The organism is Pseudomonas kitaguniensis (assembly GCF_009296165.1).
In the GTDB taxonomy this organism is placed as follows: Bacteria; Pseudomonadota; Gammaproteobacteria; order Pseudomonadales; family Pseudomonadaceae; genus Aquipseudomonas; species Aquipseudomonas kitaguniensis.
The window spans coordinates 1-14,340 of the sequence record NZ_VUAZ01000046.1 but is presented as its reverse complement, the minus strand read 5'-3'; the positions used below and the strand labels follow the sequence as shown (position 1 = coordinate 14,340).

11 protein-coding genes and 2 riboswitches are annotated in these 14,340 nt (G+C 61.5%); of the genes, 4 read left to right on the top strand and 7 right to left on the bottom strand.

Features of this window, described 5'->3' with window-relative positions:
• Window positions 1-151: 151 nt before the first annotated feature.
• From F0169_RS09000 to F0169_RS28150, 5 genes are all read right to left on the bottom strand, one after another.
• On the bottom strand, window positions 152-805 hold the full coding sequence (locus tag F0169_RS09000) for a vWA domain-containing protein (RefSeq protein ID WP_341869090.1): 654 nt from the start codon (window positions 803-805) through the stop codon (window positions 152-154).
• A 2-nt stretch (window positions 806-807) separates the two neighbouring features.
• Window positions 808-1,806, bottom strand: a complete 999-nt coding sequence (locus F0169_RS08995) for a magnesium chelatase ATPase subunit I (RefSeq protein ID WP_152746294.1) — start codon at window positions 1,804-1,806, stop codon at window positions 808-810.
• A 99-nt stretch (window positions 1,807-1,905) separates the two neighbouring features.
• On the bottom strand, window positions 1,906-5,664 hold the full coding sequence (cobN, locus tag F0169_RS08990) for a cobaltochelatase subunit CobN (RefSeq protein ID WP_152746293.1): 3,759 nt from the start codon (window positions 5,662-5,664) through the stop codon (window positions 1,906-1,908).
• A gap of 3 nt (window positions 5,665-5,667) precedes the next feature.
• The gene (cobW, locus tag F0169_RS08985) at window positions 5,668-6,735 is read right to left on the bottom strand and encodes a cobalamin biosynthesis protein CobW (RefSeq protein ID WP_122249979.1); all 1,068 of its coding nucleotides are present in this window, start codon (window positions 6,733-6,735) and stop codon (window positions 5,668-5,670) included.
• Window positions 6,736-6,828: 93 nt separating this feature from the next.
• Window positions 6,829-7,027, bottom strand: a riboswitch (cobalamin riboswitch).
• A gap of 136 nt (window positions 7,028-7,163) precedes the next feature.
• Window positions 7,164-8,717: a M10 family metallopeptidase C-terminal domain-containing protein gene (locus F0169_RS28150; protein ID WP_152746292.1), complete on the bottom strand. Its 1,554-nt coding sequence runs from the start codon at window positions 8,715-8,717 to the stop codon at window positions 7,164-7,166.
• Window positions 8,718-8,853: 136 nt separating this feature from the next.
• A riboswitch (cobalamin riboswitch) is annotated at window positions 8,854-9,071 on the top strand.
• A gap of 97 nt (window positions 9,072-9,168) precedes the next feature.
• On the opposite strand from F0169_RS28150, the gene F0169_RS08975 reads away from it, so the two are divergent.
• From F0169_RS08975 to cobM, 4 genes are all read left to right on the top strand, one after another.
• Window positions 9,169-9,357, top strand: coding sequence for a CbtB domain-containing protein (locus tag F0169_RS08975; protein ID WP_058411667.1), 189 nt, complete (start codon window positions 9,169-9,171; stop codon window positions 9,355-9,357).
• 11 nt (window positions 9,358-9,368) lie between these two features.
• The gene (locus F0169_RS08970; RefSeq protein WP_058411668.1) at window positions 9,369-10,073 is read left to right on the top strand and encodes a CbtA family protein; all 705 of its coding nucleotides are present in this window, start codon (window positions 9,369-9,371) and stop codon (window positions 10,071-10,073) included.
• A complete protein-coding gene (locus F0169_RS08965) occupies window positions 10,070-10,462 on the top strand; it encodes a cobalamin biosynthesis protein (protein ID WP_152746291.1) in 393 nt (130 codons plus the stop codon). Before F0169_RS08970 ends, F0169_RS08965 begins: the two co-directional genes overlap by 4 nt.
• Window positions 10,463-10,533: 71 nt before the next feature.
• Window positions 10,534-11,280 (top strand): precorrin-4 C(11)-methyltransferase, encoded by a 747-nt coding sequence (gene cobM, locus F0169_RS08960; RefSeq protein ID WP_058411670.1) that lies wholly within the window; start codon window positions 10,534-10,536, stop codon window positions 11,278-11,280.
• Between the two features lie 133 nt (window positions 11,281-11,413).
• Here cobM and nfuA read toward each other — a convergent pair whose 3' ends face one another.
• Window positions 11,414-11,998: a Fe-S biogenesis protein NfuA gene (gene nfuA, locus F0169_RS08955; protein ID WP_017136914.1), complete on the bottom strand. Its 585-nt coding sequence runs from the start codon at window positions 11,996-11,998 to the stop codon at window positions 11,414-11,416.
• 271 nt (window positions 11,999-12,269) lie between these two features.
• On the bottom strand, window positions 12,270-14,340 hold a 2,071-nt coding region (locus F0169_RS08950; RefSeq protein WP_152746290.1), incomplete at its 5' end, for a fatty acid cis/trans isomerase.

Below are 14,340 nucleotides of genomic sequence, written 5' to 3'. Positions count from 1 at the left end.
GTTCCAGGCGCCTTTAAAAAAACAGGCGCAGCCGAAAGCCTTGAGAGGCTTGCAGCGAACTTGGGAAACTAAGGCGTTTGGCCACTGGGGGGTGACATGGGAACTGGGGACAAGCGGGAATCTGGCAGGGGGAACTTTTACAACGTGCGCGCTAGAGGCTATCGATATGCCGGTAGTCGAGGCGCAGCGCGCGCGCCAGTTGTTCTGCGCGCCCCAGCGTGATCGGGCCACGCTCGATGTCGACCAGTAAGCCCAGGCAATCAAGCACCGGCAAACCGGCGAGGGCTTTCAGCCGCCCATCGGTAATCACCAGCAAGCGCTGCTGTTCGGCAGGGTAACGCCGGCGCCGCGCCTGCAGCCAATGCGCGGCTTCGCACAGCGCCGCCAGCAACGGCGTACCGCCGCCCGCGCCGAGTTGATCGAGCCAGCCGGCCAAGCTTTTCGCCGCTTTGAGGCCCTGCACTTGCCACGTGGGCGATTGCCCGCTGGCGGTCAACAACGCCATGCGCGCGCGTTGCCGGTAGGCGTCGTCAAACAGCTGGGCCAACAACCCTTTGGCATCGCTTAACGCGCGATGGCGCCGCGTAGACGCCGACGCGTCGACAATCACCAGCCATAATTCATCGGCCGAGCGGCTGCGCAGGTGGTAGCGCAGATCTTCACGACTGTGCGGCCGGCCACCGAGCAAAGTGCCCGGCCAGTTGATCGAGCCTTGCCGGGCGCTGCGCGCCTTGCCGTGCCTGCCTTTATCGAGTCGGCCCGCCTTGGGCCGGGCATCCGCCCCCGCGTCAGGTCGAGGGCGAATGCCTAGGGCTTTTTTGGCCAGGCGGGCACTTCACGGCGCGCGCCGGTGGGCAACGCCGGTGCAGGCGTGTCGCCCCACTGGCCTTGGCCGGGTGAGGTGTCTGAAGGTTGCGGCGCCTGGCCTTGATGGGGTTGGTTGGCGGGTGGCGAGTGTGGCTGGCGGCGATGGCGCAAGGCAAATTCGGCCACGGCGTCAATGTCTTCTTCGGCGATCGCGCTAGCCCCGCGCCACGCCGCGTGCGCGCGTGCGCCGCGCAACCACACCAGGTCTGCGCGCAAGCCATCGACCCCAGCAGCGAAACAACGCTCAGTGATCTGCGCCAAGCTGTGGTCATCCAGGTCGATGCTGTCGAGCCGCGCCCGCGCTTGCGTGCAGCGCTCGCGCAACGCCGCTTGCTGCTCGGCCCATTGCGTGCAGAACGCAGCCGGGTCGCTGTCGAATTCCAGGCGACGACGGATGATTTGCCCGCGCTCGGCAGGCACGGTTTGCCCACTCAGCGCCACGTTGAAACCGAAGCGGTCAAGCAGTTGCGGGCGCAACTCGCCCTCCTCCGGGTTCATGGTGCCGATCAAAACGAAACGCGCGGAATGGCGGTGGGAGATGCCGTCGCGTTCAATCAGGTTGGTGCCGCTGGCGGCCACGTCCAGCAGCAGGTCGACCAAGTGGTCGGCGAGCAAGTTGACTTCATCGACATACAGCACGCCGCCATCGGCCTTGGCCAGCACACCGGGGGAAAACTGCGCGCGGCCTTCGCCGAGTGCGGCGTCCAGGTCCAGGGTGCCGATCAGGCGCTCTTCGGTCGCGCCCAACGGCAAGGTCACGAACTGCCCGCTGGCTAACAGGTCCGCCAGGCCGCGTGCGAGTGTGGACTTGGCCATGCCGCGCGGGCCTTCGATCAATACGCCGCCGATTTTTGGGTCGATGGCGGTGAGGCACAGGGCCAGTTTAAGCGCATCGGCACCGACGACGGCGCAGAGCGGGAAATGCGGAATATCAGTCATGCGAGCCCTCGGTGAATATCATCGCGCAGCAGATGCTTGCAGCTTGCAGCTTGTAGCTTGTAGCTTGCAGCTATTAACCAGTGGCCTGTAACAAGCGCCTCATCCTTCTTCTATATCCAGCAACAGGTTTTCCAGCGCCTCGCGGTACGCCCCCGGGTCTTGCCACATGCCGCGCTGTTGGGCTTCGAGCATGCGTTCGGTCATGTCGCGCAAGGCGTCGGGGTTGTGCTGCTGCACAAAGGCGCGGGTGTCGGCGTCGAGCAAATAGGCATCGGCGAGCAAAGCGTACTGGTGGTCGTCGATCAGCGCGGTGGTCGCGTCGAAGGCGAACAGGTTGTCCACAGTCGCGGCCATTTCAAACGCACCTTTATAGCCATGGCGTTTTACGCCTTCGATCCACTTGGGGTTGGCGGCGCGGGAACGGATCACCCGGTTCAGCTCTTCCTTCAAGGTGCGAATCTTCGGCAGGTCCGGCTGGCTATGGTCGCCGTGATAACTGGCGGCCTTGTCACCGCTCAGGGTTTCCACGGCGGCGAGCATGCCGCCCTGGAACTGGTAATAATCGTTGGAGTCGAGCAGGTCGTGCTCGCGGTTATCCTGGTTCTGCACCACGGCCTGCACCTGGCTCAAGCGCTGGGCGAATTGTTCGCGGGCGGCGGTGCCTTCATCGGAGCCGCCGTAGGCATAGCCGCCCCAGTTCAGGTAGACCTCGGCCAAGTCCTCGCGGCTCTGCCACAGGCGACCGTCAATCGCGCCCTGCACACCCGCGCCATAGGCGCCGGGCTTGGCGCCAAAAATGCGCCAGCCGGCCTGTTTGGCCGCAGCCTCTTCATCCAGGCCCGACAGGCGCAGCGCTTCGCGTTCGCTGCGCACTTTGGCGGCCAGCGGGTTCATCGCGTCCGGCTCATCCAGCGCCGCCACTGCTTGCACCGCCGCGTCGAACAGGCGGATCAGGTTGGCAAACGCATCCCGGAAGAACCCGGACACGCGCAGCGTCACATCAACGCGCGGGCGATCCAACAGGCTGATCGGCAAAATTTCAAAGTCATCCACGCGCTGGCTGCCGGTGGCCCACACCGGGCGTACGCCCATCAGCGCCATGGCCTGAGCCATGTCATCGCCGCCGGTGCGCATGGTCGCGGTGCCCCACACCGACAGGCCGATCTGGCGCAGATGGTCGCCGTGGTCTTGCAAATGCCGCTCAAGAATCAGGTTGGCGGATTGAAAGCCGATACGCCACGCCGTGGTGGTGGGCAAATTGCGCACGTCCACGCTGAAGAAGTTGCGCCCGGTGGGCAGCACGTCGAGGCGCCCACGGCTGGGCGCGCCGCTGGGGCCTGCCGGCACGAAGCGCCCACTCAAGGCGTCGAGCAAACCGCGCATTTCCGCTGGCCCGCACGCGTCCAGGCGCGGTGCGACGACAATGCGCAGGTTCTCGATGACGGCCTTCACAGCCTCCCAACCCGGCTGTTCAAGCGGCTCGACCGGGCCTTCAAGGGCTTGCTCGATCAACCGCGCGGCGTACAACTCCAACCGCTCGCGGGTATCACCGGCGGTGCGCCAAAGCTGTTGATCGATTTGCTGCAGCACCTGCGGGCGGCGCCCGGTCCAGGGCTCGGCGAGCGCGCAATCGAGCGGGTCAAAGCCCAGTTCGAAGGCCTTGGCCAATACGCGCAGCAAGCTCGATTGCGCGCCACGCCCATCGCCCCGCGGGATGCGCAGCAAGGCCAGCAAGGTGTCGATGCGCAAGCGGCCTTGCGGCGACTCGCCAAAAATATGCAGGCCGTCGCGAATCTGCGATTCCTTCAAGTCGCACAGGTAGGTGTCGAGGCGCGGCAACCAGACTGCCGCATCGACCTCACTGCCCATCTGCAGCTCTTGATCAATCCGGGTTTCGCGCACCAGCTTGAGAATGTCTTTTTGCAGTTCCAGCGCGCGGCGCGGGTCGAGCAATTGCGCTTCGTAGTATTCGTCCGCCAACAGCTCAAGGTCGCGCAACGGCCCGTAGGTTTCGGCACGGGTCAGCGGCGGCATCAAGTGGTCGATGATCACCGCCTGAGTGCGGCGCTTGGCTTGGGCGCCTTCACCTGGGTCGTTGACGATAAACGGGTAGATATTCGGCAGCGGCCCCAGCAACGCGTCGGGCCAGCAGTGTTGCGACAGGCCCACGCCCTTGCCCGGCAACCATTCGAGGTTGCCGTGCTTGCCGACGTGAATCACGCCGTGAGCGCCGTAGGTGTGGCGCAACCAGAAGTAGAAGGCTAAATAGCCGTGCGGCGGCACCAGGTCCGGGTCGTGGTAGACCGCGCTGTGGTCCACCTGATAACCGCGCGCCGGCTGGATGCCAACAAAGGTCAGGCTCAGCCGCAGGCCGGCGATCATCAGGCGGCCGTCACGAAACATCGGGTCGTTGTGTGGCGTGCCCCAGCGCGCCAGCACGGCCTGGCGATTGGCCTCGGGCAAGCGGCTGAACATCGCCTCGTAGTCATCCAGGCTGAGGCTTTGGTGGCACGGGCGCAGGTCGAGGCTGTCGAGGTCGTTGGTGACGCCGCCGAGCAACTCATGAATCAACGCCGTGCCGCTGTCAGGTAGCGCGTCCGGCAGCGGATAGCCTTCGGCTTGCAACGCGCGCAGGATATTCAACGCCGCCGCCGGAGTGTCCAGGCCCACGCCGTTACCGATGCGGCCGTCGCGGGTCGGGTAGTTGGCGAGGATCAGCGCAATGCGCTTGTGCGCATTCGGCACCCGCGCCAATTCGACCCAGCGGCGCGCCAGCTCGGCCACAAAATCCATGCGCTCGGGCGCTGCGCGGTAGCACACCACGTCCGACTGGCTGCGCTCACTGCGCCAGGCCAAATCCTTGAAGCTGATGGGCCGGCTGATGATGCGCCCATCCAGCTCCGGCAAGGCGATGTGCATCGCCAAATCACGCGGGCCAAGGCCTTGTGCGCTGGCCTCCCAGCCGGGCTGATTGTCTTGCGCGCAAATCGCCTGGATCACCGGAATATTACGCCGAAACGGGCGCAGATCCGGCGCTTCTGGGCTGGACTGGGCAAAGCCGGTGGTGTTCAGAATCACCGCCGCGTGCACCTCATCCAGCAAGTCCTCGACCACCGCGAGGCAGCCGGGCTCTTTCAAACTGGCCACCGCGATGGGCAACGGGTTAAGGCCCGCCGCTTGCAGGCGCTGGCAGAACACGTCGATAAAACCGGTATTCGCCGCCTGCAAATGCGAGCGGTAGAACAGCACCGCCGCCACCGGAAACTCGGCGTGCCAATCCGCCTGCCAGTCATTCAGCCGCGCGTTGGTTTTATGCGGGTGATAAATCGCCGTGCGCGGCAGTGTTTGCGGCTCGGCCCACGCGTAGTCGCGGCCAAAGTGAGTGCTGGCCAGGCAGCGATAAAAATCCAGCGCATTGCCCAAGCCGCCCTGGCGCAAAAAATGCCAGAGGCGCTCACGCGCTTCGACGCTGACGGTACTCAGGCCACTCAGTTCCGGGTCGGGCCGATCACACCCCGGCACCAGGATCAACTGCACGCCACGCTCGGCCAATGCCACCAGACGCTCGACGCCGTAACGCCAATAACCGATGCCGCCGTGCAGCGAGATCAGAATGACTTTGGCGTGCTGCAGCACCTCGTCGACGTACAGGTCGACCGACGCATGGTTTTGCACCTGCATCGGGTTAGCCAGGCGAAAGCTCGGGTAATCGTCGGGCAGTTGCCGGGCCGCTTCAGCGAGCAGCGCCAAGCTGGAATCGCCGCTGCACAGGATCACCAGCTCGGCAGGGGTTTGGCCCAAGTCGGCAATATTATCGTCCGAGACGAAACCACCCGGCTGAGTCCTGAGCAGGTGCATGGCTTAAACGCTGAGCGCGGCGCGCAGTTGCGCTTCAAGGCCGGCCGCGTCGAGGTCTTGGCCGATCAATACCAACCGCGTGATGCGCGCTTCATCGGCGCCCCAGGCACGGTCGAAATGCTTGTCGAAACGCGTGCCCACGCCCTGAATAAGCAAGCGCATCGGCTTGTTCGGGATCGCCGCAAAGCCTTTGACGCGCAAAATACCGTGCTGCACAACCAACTGCGCCAGCGCGTCGAGCAGCAAAGCCTCGTCGGCTTGCGGCAGGTCGATGGAGATCGAGTCGAAGGCGTCATGATCGTGGTCATGCTCATCGCCGCCGTCGTGGTGGCTTTCATGGTGGCTATGGCGGCCGTCGATATGTTCTTCGGCGCCGGCGCCCAAGCCGATCAGCACGTCCAACGGCACGCGACCGCTGCTGGCTTCGATGATTTTAACGGCAGGCGGCAACTCCTCGGCGACTTCCAGGCGCACGCGGGCCAGGTCTTCGGGGCTGATCAGGTCGGATTTATTCAAAATCACCAGGTCGGCGCTGGCCAGTTGGTCGGCGAACAGCTCGTGCAGTGGCGATTCGTGGTCAAGGTTCGGGTCGAGCTTGCGCTGCGCATCGACCTGGTCCGGGAATGCAGCAAAGGTGCCGGCGGCCACGGCCGGGCTGTCGACCACGGTGATCACCGCGTCAACCGTGCAGGCACTGCGAATTTCCGGCCACTGGAAGGCTTGTACCAAGGGTTTTGGCAGGGCCAGGCCCGAGGTTTCGATCAGGATGTGGTCAAGGTCACCGCGACGCGCGACCAATTCGCGCATCACCGGGAAGAATTCTTCCTGAACGGTGCAGCACAGGCAGCCGTTGGCCAGCTCATAGACGCGGCCGTTGGCTTCTTCTTCGGTACACCCGATGGAGCACTGCTTGAGGATTTCACCGTCGATGCCCAACTCACCGAACTCATTGACGATCACCGCGATACGACGGCCTTGGGCGTTGTCGAGCATGTGACGCAACAAGGTGGTTTTGCCCGAGCCGAGGAAGCCGGTAACGATGGTGACGGGGAGTTTAGCCAGTGTTTTCATCGGATGCCCTTTGGGGCGGGCATACGGGACGATAAGCCCTGCGGCGGCGCGCAGTAGCGGGTTTCGTCACCGGATCACCCCGCCCGGTTGAAGTAGAAAATCGGTGACGAGGCAGGTCTCCTGGCTTGGGGCGTGCGGGTCTTGCGACCGGCGCCGGCTGCGCCTTCCCGCCGGCATGGCAGTGGCGTGGCAGCAAGCTAAACCCTTCACAGTTGCGGGGGCAGCCGCGGCTTGAACCGCGTTCCCTTCTTAGCTTCGGCCTGGGCCGAAGAACCTCGAGCGGCCAAGGCTACGCAGTGCATGGCGAGCGGTCAATGTCCGGCGCCGGAGATTCGTCCGGCGACTGCACAATCGCAACGCGTGGCACGTCAAACACAGAGGAATGTCAGGGTATGACGGTGTCGTTCCAAGTGTTCAGGACGAGTCACTTATACGTATCGGTGCTTGAAAGGCACATGCCCGATAATATCGGAAGCCCTGATCCGACCCTGGCTCTCAAGGTAAAAGTCAATCTGGCGGTCCCCGTTCAAATCAATCACAAGCCAAGACTCGTTGTTTTGTGGATCGTAGCCGACTCCCGCCTCCCCCGGCGCGCCAGAAAAGCGGTTAACAAAAGTCAGGGTGTTGATGTGATGTTTGCTCAGCAATTGGGAAATATCGATTTTGTCTTGACCACTGACAAAGTCCGTCAACTGATCCGGGGCATATAACGTTGAATCGCTGGCGTTGGCATATACAAATGTGTCGCTGCCTGCGCCACCGGTCATTTGATCAGGGCCAGCGCCACCTGTGAGAAGGTTGTCGGCATGGTTACCGATCAATACATCACTGCCTGAACCGCCGATCGCGTTTTCCAGGGTGACGCCCTTGGCGATAGAGACATTGCCCTTCATTCCACCCACATCGGAGAACGATTCAGCGCGCAGGTTGATTACCTGGTTCTGGTGATAAAGGGAGAAGTCCAACGTATCGTTGCCGCCGCCATCCCACACACTGAACACGGCGTCGTCACGAGATGAATTCAAAGAAAGGTCGTCTCGGCCAGTAGTGGAGTTAAATCCGTAGACGGTGTCTGTATTGCGCGTCGTATGGTTGGCTCCGTAGACTTTCTGAGCCCAGGCAATATCGGCCATCAGGGGTGACGACGCATAGTGTTCTTTAAAGTCATGATGAGTATTGCCTGGATCGAAATAACTCATCACAGAGTAGGCCTGACTGTCTTGAAGGTAGGTCGCATGATCCTTATAGTTCAACGGCTCGCTTTCAGCGTCGTAGTTATAGTCGCCCGGATGCGCAGCCCCCAATGCATGCCCGATTTCGTGGGTGAGTGTGTGGCGCCCATAATTATTAACTGAAGGGGTACGATTATCAGCGTACTCGGGATTTACGCGCACCCGCCCCCATAACGTTGAAAATCGGGAATCAGCCACTGCTGGCACCTGACTATTAACCAGGCTGAGCCGGCCATCGGCTCGCGGGGCATCCTCTTCGAACGTAATATTTGCAACATCGGCCCACGATTGCATCGAACGCCTGGCTTGCTCTTTTTGCGCCGTACTAAAACCTCTTTCTCCCGCTGCAACATTACGAAAAGTATAGGCGACCTGCAGCACGTTATCGCCATTGGCATCGTTGAATTTACGGCCCTTTCGATCTATTTGGCCAGCGACGTCGCTAATTGACAGTGACGGTTTGCCGGAGCCTGCCCGATAATACGGATCGTCGGCGCGCTGGGCGGCCTGCGAGAGATTAGGCGCGTTGGCGTTGGGATGGCATTGCTGGCTAGAGCACTGCGACGATGCATGAGAATGAGCGTCGAGAGGGGGTTGAGCCGGCTCATTACTGTCAACAAAAACAGGCGAGCTAAAAGCGTTTCTAGATATAGACGACACCCATTGACCCCCCATTAAAAATTTAATAATACATACACATTCAAGGCGCTCACCTTCCAATACTCGACGATAAAAATAAAGAACTTTCACGCCTTATGATTAGCTGAAAGTGTTACTCGCTAGTTCTAGCAAAACAACATAACAACCTATTTCAAATACAAACCAATCCAACCGTCATCTGTAGCGTTGCCCCTTCCAATTGACGCCCAGCGCTTGCCCGTGTTCTCCTATACGCCTTGTTTCGGGTGCCCTGCAGAGGGTGAAACGGGAAACCGGTGAGTCGCCTTCTTTATACTCAAAGGCATGGCAAGTCCGGTGCTGCCCCCGCAACGGTAAGCGAGTGAAGCGTCAGATCCACTGTGCCTGTACGGCATGGGAAGGCGACGCTTTCCAGACCCAGCGTCCCTCGCAAGCCCGGAGACCGGCCCGAAAAATTTCAGATAACAAACCCGCGGTGGGCGGGCGCTGTTTAAAATTCTGCGAGCCCGGCTCGCGGGGTTTTCATGCGCTCGTGTCACCCTGAAACCTGAAGGGACGCGCCATGTCGATCATCAGCAGCACCTCGCCCACCGCCAGCAACACCGCCACCCTGAGCCAACGCCTGAGCGCCGCCATCGGCGCCTCTATTCTTGGCGCGTGCCTGGTGTATTTCGCCGGTTTCTCGCATATCGAGGCGGTGCACAACGCCGCGCACGATACCCGCCACAGCGCCGCGTTCCCGTGCCACTGAGGCCTGCCGAGATGATTAAGCGTATTGCCCAAACCGCAGGTTTCACAGGCTTGCTTGCCGCCCTGCTGCTGACCCTGCTGCAAAGCTTTTGGGTGGCCCCGCTGATTTTGCAGGCGGAAACCTTCGAGCACGCCCCGGCTGCCAGCGAAGCGGCGCATGTGCATGCCGAGGGCGCCGCCGCCCACACTCACGACGCACAGGCCTGGGAGCCGGAAGACGGCTGGCAGCGCGTGCTGTCGACCACCGGCGGTAACCTGGTGGTTGCGGTGGGGTTTGCGCTGATGCTCGCTGGCCTTTACACGTTGCGCGCGCCGACGCGTACCGCACAAGGCTTGCTGTGGGGCCTGGCCGGTTACGCGACGTTTGTGCTGGCGCCCACGCTGGGCCTGCCGCCTGAGTTGCCGGGCACCGCCGCCGCCGACTTGGCGCAGCGTCAGATTTGGTGGATTGGCACTGCCGCGTCCACCGCTGCCGGTATCGCGCTGCTGGTGTTTGGTCGCAACTGGCTGCTGAAAGTGTTGGGCGTGGCGATTCTTGCGGTGCCGCATCTGGTCGGCGCGCCGCAACCCGAGGTGCACGCGATGCTGGCGCCAGAAGCCCTGGAAGCGCAGTTCAAGATCGCCTCGCAGTTGACCAACGTGGCATTTTGGCTGGCGCTGGGCCTGATCAGCGCCTGGCTGTTCCGCCGCAACCGCGACGCGCATTACGCGGCATGAGCTTGATCGTTGGCCTGGGCTGCCGGCGCGGCTGTGATGTTCAGAGCCTGCTGGCGCTGTTCGACAGCGCGCTCGCCGAGGCCAGCATCGAGCGCCAGCGCATCAGTGCACTGGCGAGTATCGAGCACAAACAGAATGAACCGGGGCTTCTCGCGCTGGCGCAGTGGCTGAACCTGCCGTTGCAGTGTTTCAGCACAGCGCAACTGGCCGTGTATGAACAGCGCCTGAGCCACAGGTCTGAGGTCGCCTTTGCACACACCGGCTGTTATGGCGTCGCCGAAAGTTCCGCCCTGGCCCTGGCCGAGCAGCTCTATGACGCGCCTGCGCGCTTGCTGATCACCCGCCAAAAAACCGCCCATGCCACCTTTGCATTAGCCTGCGCCGGTTAAAAACACGATAATCGCCCGTATCGATCATGAGCAACCTTCATGCTCAGCAGCTTTTTCAACAGGAATTTCGCATGACCGTCTACTTTATCGGCGCAGGCCCCGGCGATCCGGAATTGATCACCGTCAAAGGCCAACGGCTGATCCGCAGTTGCCCGGTGATCATCTATGCCGGTTCGCTGGTGCCCGCTGCGGTATTGGAAGGGCATCATGCGGAACAGGTGGTCAACAGCGCCGAATTACACCTGGAACAGATCATCGACTTGATTCAGGCCGCGCATGCCAAGGGCCAGGATGTAGCGCGCGTGCACTCGGGCGACCCGAGCCTGTACGGCGCGATTGGCGAACAAATCCGTCATCTGCGCGAGCTGGGCATCGCGTTCCAGATCATTCCCGGCGTGACCGCCGTGGCCGCCTGCGCAGCGTTGCTGGAAACCGAACTGACCCTGCCGGACATCGCGCAAAGCGTGATTTTGACCCGCTATGCGGATAAAACCAGCATGCCGGCCGGTGAGGCTTTCGACAGTTTGGCGCGCCACGGCACGACCATGGCGATTCACTTGGGGGTTAACCATCTACACAAGATTGTTGCCGAGCTGCTGCCGCACTATGGCGCGGATTGCCCGATTGCCGTGGTGCACCGCGCGACCTGGCCGGATCAGGACTGGGCGCTGGGTACGCTGGCGGACATCACCGAGAAGGTCGCCGCCAAAGGCTTTCGGCGTACGGCGTTGATTGTAGTCGGTCGGGTGCTGACGAATGACAGTTTCAGCGAGTCGTCGCTGTACCGCGCAGGGCATGCGCACCTTTATCGACCGTGACGGTTGGCTTTAACAAAGCCACCTCATCCGACTCTAATCCTGTTTGTTAGATAGATGCTGCAGACCATTGAATTTAAAGCATAAAAAACGGCGCTCACGGGCGCGTTTTTTATCTTCGCAGTGAACACCTTACTCAGTAGTAGGCGTTTTCTTTCTGCGTGTGGTCAGTCACGTCACGTACACCCTTGAGCTCGGGGATGCGCTCAAGCAAGGTGCGCTCGATGCCTTCGCGCAAGGTAACGTCGGCCTGGCCGCAGCCTTGGCAGCCGCCGCCGAACTTGAGCACGGCGATGCCGTCTTCAACCACGTCAATCAAGCTGACCTGACCGCCGTGGCTCGCGAGCCCCGGGTTGATCTCGGTTTGCAGGTAGTAGTTGATGCGCTCGTTGACCGGGCTGTCGGCGTTGACGTTGGGCACCTTGGCGTTGGGCGCCTTGATGGTCAACTGGCCGCCCATGCGATCGGTGGCGTAGTCGACCACGGCGTCGTCGAGGAAGGCTTCGCTGAAGTTGTCGATGTACGCGGTGAAGCTTTTCAGCCCCAGCGCGGTGTCTTCAGGCTTTTCTTCACCGGGCTTGCAATAGGCGATGCAAGTCTCGGCATATTGGGTGCCGGGTTGGGTGATAAAGACGCGGATACCGATGCCTGGGGTGTTCTGCTTGGACAGCAGATCAGCCAGGTAATCGTGGGCGGCGTCGGTAATGGTTATGGCAGTCATGGAAACTCCTCACAGGCTTGACGGGAGTTTACGCCAAATTATTACGCAGGTACAAAGTCCTAGTGTTTTTGTCGGGATAGGCTTTGGCGGAGCGCTGGCAAGATCAAGATCACACCGATCAAAAGCGGATTTTGCAGACACAGCAGATCTGCTTTCTGTGGGAGCGGGCTTGCTCGCGATGGCGGTGTATCAGTTGAAAAATACTTAGCTGACAGACCGTAATCGCGAGCAAGCCCGCTCCCGCAGTTGACCGAGTTCGGCTTGGGTGACCTCACAAATTCTCGTACCGGTTCATGTCCAACACGCCCTCTTCCACTGGCGTGGTTTCCCGAATGTACGCCGACAAATCATGGAAATATTGCCAAAACAACGGATGACTACGGCGAATCCCCCAACGATCGACGATTTTTTCGAACCGATTGGCATCCTTGGCATTCTCCATCGCGTCCACAAACGCGGGCACTTCGGCTGCCGGAATATTGAACATGAAGTTCGGGTAACTACTCAGCACGCCAGGATAGATGGTCAACGTATCCAGCCCCGGCTGATAGCGATAAGCCTCACCCAACAGGAACGCCACATTACTGTGCGCCCGGTTGCGCAACAGGCTGTAAACCACGCGTTTACCGCTGGACGTTTCGACGCGCAGCATTGTCGCTTCGGGCAATTGATCAATCACCTTGAGCCCCGCCGCCGGGCGCGAGGTCAGGCGACTCAGCGCCTGCTCGGCATCGCGCAATGCGGGCTCAACCCCCGCGCGCGAGCAATACGCGCCGGTGCAGCGGTTGATCGGGTCCGGGCTGGCGTTCAAATAGCCATAACGCGCCAATAACTGGCTGGCAAAATCGCCTTTCGGGTGTTTTTCATCGAGATGCAAGCCGGTCGGCGTGTCGTCATCGATCGCTTCATAGTCCAGCCACAGCTTGAGTTTGCCGCTGTTCTGGTACCAATCATCGATAAAGGCATCGCGCGTGTCGGCGGGCATCAGGCGCAGGAAGTTCTGCTCGGCGCCGTTGCGGATCAGGTCGAAATACAGCCGCGTCTGGGCCTGGTGCGACACGTTGCCGAACACATCAAAGTTCACCGCCAGTTGGTAATAGGTGCGCTCCAGCAGCGGGTAGTCGAACAGCCACATCGTTTGCGGCACTTCACCGATCAGCCCCTTGTTGACCGAGGCGCTGTCGAAGTGGCGAAAAATGCTCAGCAAGGCGTTGTCATTGCCCGCCCACAGCGTCGACCAGCTTGGCGGCGGCAGGTCTGCGTAGCTGTCACGGCGCAGCGCTTCGTATTGGTTGCGCTTGTCGCGATAGGCCAGCCACAGGCTGAGCACGCTGCCCACGTCATCATTTTGCCCCGGCATCGCCAGCAAGGGCGTGGCCTGGCCACGGTAACGCGCATCGGTGATGTACAGGTCGTGGTCCGGGTCCTGGAACAGGGTCCAGAAGTTGTCGCGGATCACGTCCGTGGCGATCTGCCCACGGCACACCGGGCCGCGAATAAAGGTGCGCACGAAGTATTCGGCGTTATCGAGCATGAACTGGTAGCGCGCCTTGGCCGGGATCGCTTCGAAGGTCTCGAACGGGTTGGCCCGGCGCCCCGGCCCGTAACCTGGCAAGGCGCTGACCTGCCAGTCGCCGGCGTAGAACAGTTGCTTGATGCGCGCCATTTTCTCGGCACTGAACGGATACGTGATGTGGGTTTTATGCACAATCACGCCCTGCACCGGCCACAGGCGGTAATACACTTGGGTGCCCGGGTCATCGTTGGGGCGACGCGTGGCGATCAGGTCAATCGGCTGCCCACTCGGCGTACGCGAGCGCACCCACTGGAAGAAATGCCCCGGCTCGCCGTTTTCGAAGTAGATGTGCGCCAGGTACAGATGTTCGTACAACCAGCGCGCCACCAGACTTTCACGGGCGCCTGGCTGGTTGAGCAGGTTTTCCCATTGCTGCACCTGCAAGGCTTCGTTGGCGCTTGGCGCGAGGCTTTGCGCATCAATCGGCGCACCCGAGGCGAGCCAGCGTTGCAGGGTCTGGTATTGCTGGTCGGTGAGGCCGGTCACCGCCAGCGGCATGCCTTCCTTGGGGTGGGCGCCGGCGTAGGCGTTGAACTCAGCGGGCATCGCGCACATGTTTTCGCGGTTGAGGCCCAACGCGATGTCAGCGGGCAACTTGGCATTCGGTTGCAGCGGAGCGTTATGGCCCAGCTCCAGCATGCGCGCCATCAGCGCCGCCTGGCTGCCTTGGGCGTCGAGTACGGAATAGAAGCCCTTGCGCTGCCAGGCTTGCTTGCCGAACGCGTCATAGAACAATCGGGTGGTGGGCGCAGCCTCGCTGCGTTCA

Coding starts and splice junctions, on each gene's coding strand:
- F0169_RS08995 (WP_152746294.1), bottom strand. CDS start 1,806: ATGACTGATATTCCGCATTTCCCGCTCTGCGCCGTCGTCGGTGCCGAT.
- cobN (WP_152746293.1), bottom strand. CDS start 5,664: ATGCACCTGCTCAGGACTCAGCCGGGTGGTTTCGTCTCGGACGATAAT.
- cobW (WP_122249979.1), bottom strand. CDS start 6,735: ATGAAAACACTGGCTAAACTCCCCGTCACCATCGTTACCGGCTTCCTC.
- F0169_RS08975 (WP_058411667.1), top strand. CDS start 9,169: ATGTCGATCATCAGCAGCACCTCGCCCACCGCCAGCAACACCGCCACC.
- F0169_RS08970 (WP_058411668.1), top strand. CDS start 9,369: ATGATTAAGCGTATTGCCCAAACCGCAGGTTTCACAGGCTTGCTTGCC.
- F0169_RS08965 (WP_152746291.1), top strand. CDS start 10,070: ATGAGCTTGATCGTTGGCCTGGGCTGCCGGCGCGGCTGTGATGTTCAG.
- cobM (WP_058411670.1), top strand. CDS start 10,534: ATGACCGTCTACTTTATCGGCGCAGGCCCCGGCGATCCGGAATTGATC.
- nfuA (WP_017136914.1), bottom strand. CDS start 11,998: ATGACTGCCATAACCATTACCGACGCCGCCCACGATTACCTGGCTGAT.